The sequence below is a fragment of the Elusimicrobiaceae bacterium genome (assembly GCA_028700325.1).
Classification (GTDB): Bacteria; Elusimicrobiota; Elusimicrobia; order Elusimicrobiales; family Elusimicrobiaceae; genus JAQVSV01.
On record JAQVSV010000100.1, the window covers coordinates 1 to 6,359 of the forward strand.

The following is a 6,359-nucleotide window of genomic DNA, read 5'->3' on the forward strand; positions in this document are numbered from 1 at the left end:
AACAAGCACCTGTCTGGCTTTGGGCATGCGCGCATACAGCAGGACTTTTTTAAAATTCCGGGGAGATTTTTCCGGTACGGCCTGCGGGCCCGCTTCACTTTCCGCAGGCGGCGGATTGATGGCGGCCTCCGGCTCCGGGCCGGAGATGCCGGCTGCTGCGGACATTTCCGTTATTTCCTCCGCAGGCGTTTTTTCTTCCGGTTGTGGTTCTTCCACGGCTTCCGGTTTCGGCAGATTCCGTGTGTCCGGCGGCGGTTCATCGTTTGCCGGCGCGACTGACAGGATGTCAGGCCCCGGTATCGCGGCGGCCAGCCGCGCGGACAGTTTTCCGGCCGCAGGATTGACCGGCCCGAACATTCCGGCTATTTTCACATAGAGCTGCAATCCGAAAGCCGACAGCAAAACCACGCTTGCCGCTATCGCCGCGCCCCACAGGATTTTGGGCCAGATATTTTTTCGCATTAAATTTTGGAGCGGGCGATGGGAATCGAACCCACGTCTAAAGCTTGGGAAGCTTCCATTCTACCATTGAACTACGCCCGCATTAAGTGTGCCTTCATATTATATTAGAATCGCCGGCCCGGTTCAATAGCCGGTTTTTTTGTACAGCCGCGCGGCCAGCGCGAGCGCCTGTGCCCGGCCGGTCACTTTTCCTTCGGCCTGCGCCAGGCGGATTGCTTCAAGCAGTTTTCCCATAGCCGGGCCGGGCGGCATGCCCAGCCCGGAGATAAGATCGTGCCCTGAAACGAGTTTTTCGGGCAGCACCGCTTTCGGATTTTTAAAAAAAGTGCTGAGCATCAGGTGAATGACCTGCATGTGCCGGAGCGTTTTTTTTACGCCTTTGCCCGGCAAGGCGGCGGGTGCGGCCGGCGCGGGCAGTTCCCGTGTGCGGGGCAAAATTTTCAGTGTTGTTTTCAAAGGTATGTAACTGGCGTAATCGGCCCAGCAGACAAGCAGCAGCGGCACCGCCGCGTCACGCAGCTCGCTGAAAAAGCGGTACACGGCGCGCGGCGTTATCACCTTGTTAAACGACAGGTTCCCCGGGCGCAGATGCTCGCTGATGATTTTCGAGGCAAGGTTTGTTTCCGCGCGTGAAAACCTGAGCGCGCGCATGATTGACTCGGCGCGCCGCGCGCCGCGCGCCTCATGATGGAAAAAACGCAGCCTGCCGCCGATAACTCTGGCCGTTTCGGGCTTTGAGATGTCGTGCAGCAGAGCCACCAGCTGCAGAAGGCCCCGTCCGCCGGCGTGAGCGGCCAGTTCGCCGTGAAAATCGGGAAAAATGTTTTCCAGGTTGTTTTGCAGATGTTCAAGCCGGTCGCATACGGCCAGCGTGTGCGAGAACACTCCGCGTCCGCCGTAATACTGGGGCGCGCAGCCTTTCTGCTTTTCCAGTTCCGGGAAAAGCGCGGTCAGCAGGCGCGCCCGGTCCAGCGCGGCCAGCCGCGCCCTGACCCGGGGCAGCGCCAGCAGGCGCACCAGTTCGTCGCGCACCCGCTCGCCGGAAACCCCGGTTATCAGCGCGTGATGTTCGCGGATCAGGCGCAAGGTTTTTGGCGCGACCGAAAACCCTAATTCGCCGGCGATTCTGTAAGCGCGCAGCAGACGCAGCGGATCCTGTTCGAACACGGTTTTGGATACTGCCGCAATCCGCTTTTTTTCAATATCCTGCAAACCGCCAAAGTTGTCAAGGAGAAACCGTTTTTCCGGTTTCTCAAGAAACACGCCGCCGGGCGCGGGTTCGGCTGCGGTTATGCGGCAGGGCGAGCCGACCGGATAGGCCAGCGCGTTAATGGTGAAGTCGCGCCGGGCCAGGTCAGCGCTTATGCCGCCCTGCAGGGCGGCAATATCTATCTGGCATTGCGGGGTTTTGCCCGAGATCCGCCAGACGGTATTTTCCTCGTCTATGATAAACGCCGTGGTGTGCAGCCGCGCGGCGAGTTTGCGGGCCGCTTCCCGCACACGGGCCCTTTCGAGCGCGATGTCAATGTCGGAGGACGCGCGGCCCAGCAGGGAGTCGCGCACGCATCCGCCCACATAAAATCCGCCGGGGCAGGTTTCCGCTATGAGCTGCGCGAGGTTCGCTGTCTGTTTCATGCTATCGGAGCGGGCGGCCTAAAACCGCGGCGGTTCCGGTCACGAGCTCTCCGGGAACCGGCCGGCACGCCGTCTTTTTGTTTTTCAGCCTGGCGATTTCCGTTTCGCGCAGTTTGCGCTTGAGGATTTTATTGAGCGCGTTTTTTGGCAGTTCGGCCATGAATTCGATTTCTTTCGGACGTTTGTACGGATCGAGATTCTCGCGGATAAAGTTTTTCAGTTCCGCTTTTTCGCATTCCGCGCCCTCTTTAAGCACACAGAACGCCTTGATTGTTTCATCGCCCGATTCGTCCGGTATCCCGATCACCGCCACCTCCGCCAGCGCCGGATGGTTCTGCAGCACCGCTTCCACCTGCGCGGAGAATACTTTCAGGCCCTTGATGATGATCATGTCTTTTATACGGTCACGGATAAAAACGAACCCGTCTTCGTCAACCAGCCCGATGTCGCCGGTCCGCATCCAGCCGTCTGCCGTGAACAGGTCTCTGGACGCCTGCGGATTATTGTGGTAGCCGGCCGTTACGTTCGGCCCCTTCACGCAAATCTCCCCCTCCTGCCCGGCGGGCAGGTGGTTGCCGGCCTCGCCTATAACCGCCACCCGGATGCCGGGCATCGGCCGGCCTACCGAACCGGGCCTGTTTTCTTCCGGCGTATTGACTGAAATAACCGGGCTGGTTTCCGTAAGGCCGTACCCTTCCAGCAGCGGCACCCCTATGGCCTGCCTGAACCGTTCGCCTGTTTCACGCGGAAGCGGGGCGGCGCCGGACACCAGTATCCGCGCCCGCCGGAACGACCAGTACTGCAGATACAGCCGCTTCAGTCCGCTGGCTTCTTTCGCCAGCACCGCAAACAGTTGCGGCACGCCCGTCATGACCGTAACGCCTTCACGGCCCATCAGGCGCAGCCACGGTTTCGGCGGCGTGAGGTGCGAGATAACGACTGTTTTGCAGCCCATCATCAGCGGCAGCAGGGTGGTGCCCAGCCATGAAAAAGTGTGAAACATGGGCAGCAGGCAGAGAAAAACGTCGTCGTCGGTCACGGAGAAAATCGCCTGCGCCGATATCGCGTTGGAAATCATGTTGTAATGGCTGAGTATTACGCCTTTCGGGTTGCCGGTGGTGCCGGAAGTGTAGAGCAGGCAGGAGATGTCGTCGGGCGATGTCTGCTGCTGGTGAGCCTGAGGGGTATGCCCGGCCCTGTTGACCAGTTCCCAGAAGTCCTCCGCCTCGCCGTTTGCCGAGCCGTCAATCGAAAGCAGGAACGGTTTTGTGCCGAGCGTTTGCAGCGTTTTTGTGTAATTGCGCAGGAATTCGCGCTGGGTTATCACGCCCTTGCATTGCGAGTCGGAAAGAATAAATGCCAGTTCCTCCGGCTTGGAAACCATGAAATTTACCGGCACCATGGCCGCGCCCATTTTCGCCGCCGCCATGCCCGTGATGATGAACTCCGCCGAGTTGCGCAGCGCGAGCGCCACCTTGTCGCCTTTTCGTATGCCCAGGTTCCAGAACGCATCCGCCGCACGGTTGACCGCCTGAAGCAGTTCGGTGTATGTCCATTGCCGCTCGGGTTCCACAATTGCGGTTTTTTCCGGCAGCCGCGCCGCGCTGTTCAGCAGTATATTGTAGATGTTGCTGGTATTCCTCATGATATTCGCATATTTTATAAATAACGGGCCGTGATGACAAATTTCAGTGCGCGCGGCGGCTGTGCCCCCCCCGTTGGCGCGGAATGCCGTTTTGGGCGGCAAGCGCGCGGGCTTTTTCAAGCGAATCCGGTTTGCCGATGTCAAGCCAGTCGAAGCGGGAGCAGTCCGCCATGGCGATGGTTTCGCCTGCGGCGGCAAGGCGCAGATAAACATCGTTGATGGAAAAAGCTCCGGTTTCGGACATCAGCCTGAAAATGCGCGGCGAAATGACGTGAATGCCGTTAAAGGCCAGCGTGCGCGCGGTGTCGCGCGGTTTGTCCGGCGCCCAGCGCGTCGCGCCGGGCGCGGAATGCCCGCAGAGGCGGCCGCGTCCGTCGAAAATGAACCGGCGCGTGGAAGGCCTGTCCGCCACGGCAAGTGTTGCCAGCGCGCCGGTGTCATTGTGCCGGCTCAGAAGAAAATTGAGGTCCGTCGTGCTTAAAATATCGGCGTTATGCAGAAAAAAATGTTTGCCGTCGTCAAAAAACCAGCCGGCTTTTTTCAGGCCGCCGCCGGTGTCGAGCAGTTCCGGCTCATGGGAGATTGCCACCCGCAATCCGAAATTGTTTTTGGCGGCCAGATAATCCGTGATTTGTTCCGCGAGATGGTGGGTGTTGATGATGACTTCGGCGACGCCCGCGTTTTTGAGCCGGGCCAGCACAATCTCCAGCATTGTCGCGCCGCCAATATCAATGAGCGGTTTGGGCGTCATGTCGGTCAGCGGACGCAGGCGCGTGCCCGTTCCCGCCGCCAGCACCATGGCTTTCATTATGCGCCGGCTCCGCCGATCACCGCGTGCTCAAGCTCGATTTCAACGCCATACTTTTCGCGCAGCCGCCGCGCCAGCGCCTCGGCGCAGAAAACCGAGCGGTGCCGCCCGCCCGTGCAGCCGAACGAAACGGCCAGGTCGGTGAAATTGCGCCTGCGGTAATTCTCCACGCTCTGTTCCACAAGCGGGAACACATGCTCCAGAAACCGTTTCACATCGGCGTCGCGTTCCATAAATTCCTTCACCTGCGGATCCTGACCGGTCAGCTGCGCGTATTGCGGGTAGCGGCCGGGGTTTGGGAGCGCGCGGCAGTCGAACGTGAACCCGCCGCCGTGGCCTCTCTGGTCAGGCGGCAACCCTTTTTTAAAGGAAAAACTCTGTATCCGCACGGTCAGCCCGGGCGAGGCCGCCCCGAAGTTTCTAAGATACGATGACCCGGCTATCCGTTCAAATACCGCCCTGAGCTCCGGCAGTTCCACCGGCAGTTTCGCTTTCCTCAGCAGATATTCCAGATTGCGGACCGCGTAGGGTATGCTGTGCAGAAAATGAACCTTTTTCTCGTAAAAACCGCGCAGCCCGTATGCGCCCAGCGCCTGCATTATGCGGATATGCACGAACCCGTAATAGTGCAGGCGGAATTTCTCCGGCTCGATTTCAATGAGTTCCGCCGCAGCCTGCAGATATTCGTCAAGCAGCTGCTCGCGCAGCTCATGCGGCAGGTCGGCCTTGCCGTCGAAAAGCAATGACGCCATGTCATACTGCAGCGCGCCCCTGCGCCCGCCCTGATAGTCCACGAACCATGGCTCTGCCGCGTCGCGCACCATGATGTTGCGCGACTGGAAATCACGGTACAGGAAATAATCCCGGTCCGCGCCGAGCAGAAATTGCGTGAAACGGTTGAAATCGTCTTCGAGTTTTTGTTCGTTGAACGGAATTTGCGCCAGCCGGAGAAAATAATATTTGAAATAATTGAGATCCCACATCATTGACTGGCGGTCGAATTCCGCGCGCGGGTGGCAGTATTTGTAATCGAGGGTTTTCCCGGCGGTTATCTGAAACCGCGGCAGCAGTTTTACTGCTTTGCTGTATACGGCGGCCGCTTCCTGCGGGAACGGCGCGCCCGGTTTTCTTAGCCGGGCCAGCAGCTGGAACAGGTTTGTATCGCCGAGATCCTCTTCCAGATAGCAGGACCGGTCGCCGGTTTCCGCGTAAATTTCCGGCACCGGCAGGCCGCACCGCCTGAAATGGCGCGAGAATTCTAGAAACGCGGCGTTTTCCAGCCGGTCGGCATTGCTTACGCCTACGGCGCTGCGCGAACCGTTTTTCAAACGGAACAGCCTGCGGTCAGAACCGTCGCCCGCCAGCGCGACGACGGTGTCCGGCGCGGCTCCAAAAGTCTGCTCGAACAGTTTACGCAGCTGTGTCCGGTTTTCCTTTTGTTCGACAATGTTCATGACGCGTCCACCATTTGCTGCCGTTCAGGGTTACGCTTGCGGCTCACCACTTCACCATTGCCTTGAGGATCGGGCCGTAGTGCATCAGGTACGGCATTGGACTGGCGCGCACATGCGCGGTGTCCTTGTTGCCGTACAGATCTCCGCCTCCGAACGAAAAAGCCACCTGTCCGCCGATATTGTAGCCCAGTCCCAGTGTCAGGTCCGCCACTTTGAGGTTTTTGCTGTACATAAGCCCCATCGTGCAGTCATAATCCACCGTGGCGGCTGTCATGGTCTGCATGGCAACGGGTTTGCCGTTCTCGGCCTGCAGGCGGCGGGCGGTTTCGTCGCTTATTTCCAGTTTTCCGAAGCC

At 59.3% G+C, this 6,359-nt stretch carries 6 protein-coding genes and 1 tRNA gene; all 7 read right to left on the reverse strand.

Annotation, left to right across the window (positions count from 1 at the left end; genetic code table 11):
• Positions 1-462, reverse strand: a 462-nt coding sequence (locus tag PHW69_09465) for a hypothetical protein (protein ID MDD4005410.1), incomplete at its 3' end; no start/stop codon positions are given.
• Positions 463-469: 7 nt separating this feature from the next.
• Positions 470-543 (reverse strand) — tRNA-Gly (locus PHW69_09470).
• 42 nt (positions 544-585) lie between these two features.
• Entirely contained in the window at positions 586-2,097 is a 1,512-nt protein-coding gene (locus PHW69_09475) for an HD domain-containing protein (GenBank protein ID MDD4005411.1), read from the reverse strand.
• 1 nt (position 2,098) lies between these two features.
• The gene (locus PHW69_09480) at positions 2,099-3,742 is read right to left on the reverse strand and encodes a long-chain-fatty-acid--CoA ligase (GenBank protein MDD4005412.1); all 1,644 of its coding nucleotides are present in this window, start codon (positions 3,740-3,742) and stop codon (positions 2,099-2,101) included.
• A gap of 43 nt (positions 3,743-3,785) precedes the next feature.
• Entirely contained in the window at positions 3,786-4,550 is a 765-nt protein-coding gene (locus tag PHW69_09485; GenBank protein MDD4005413.1) for a nucleotidyltransferase family protein, read from the reverse strand.
• Complete coding sequence (locus tag PHW69_09490) at positions 4,550-6,004, reverse strand: RNase adapter RapZ (GenBank protein MDD4005414.1); 1,455 nt, start codon at positions 6,002-6,004, stop codon at positions 4,550-4,552. The genes PHW69_09485 and PHW69_09490 overlap by 1 nt, the downstream gene beginning before the upstream one ends.
• A 43-nt stretch (positions 6,005-6,047) precedes the next feature.
• Positions 6,048-6,359 (reverse strand): hypothetical protein (locus tag PHW69_09495; protein MDD4005415.1); only part of this gene is annotated, 312 nt, incomplete at its 5' end.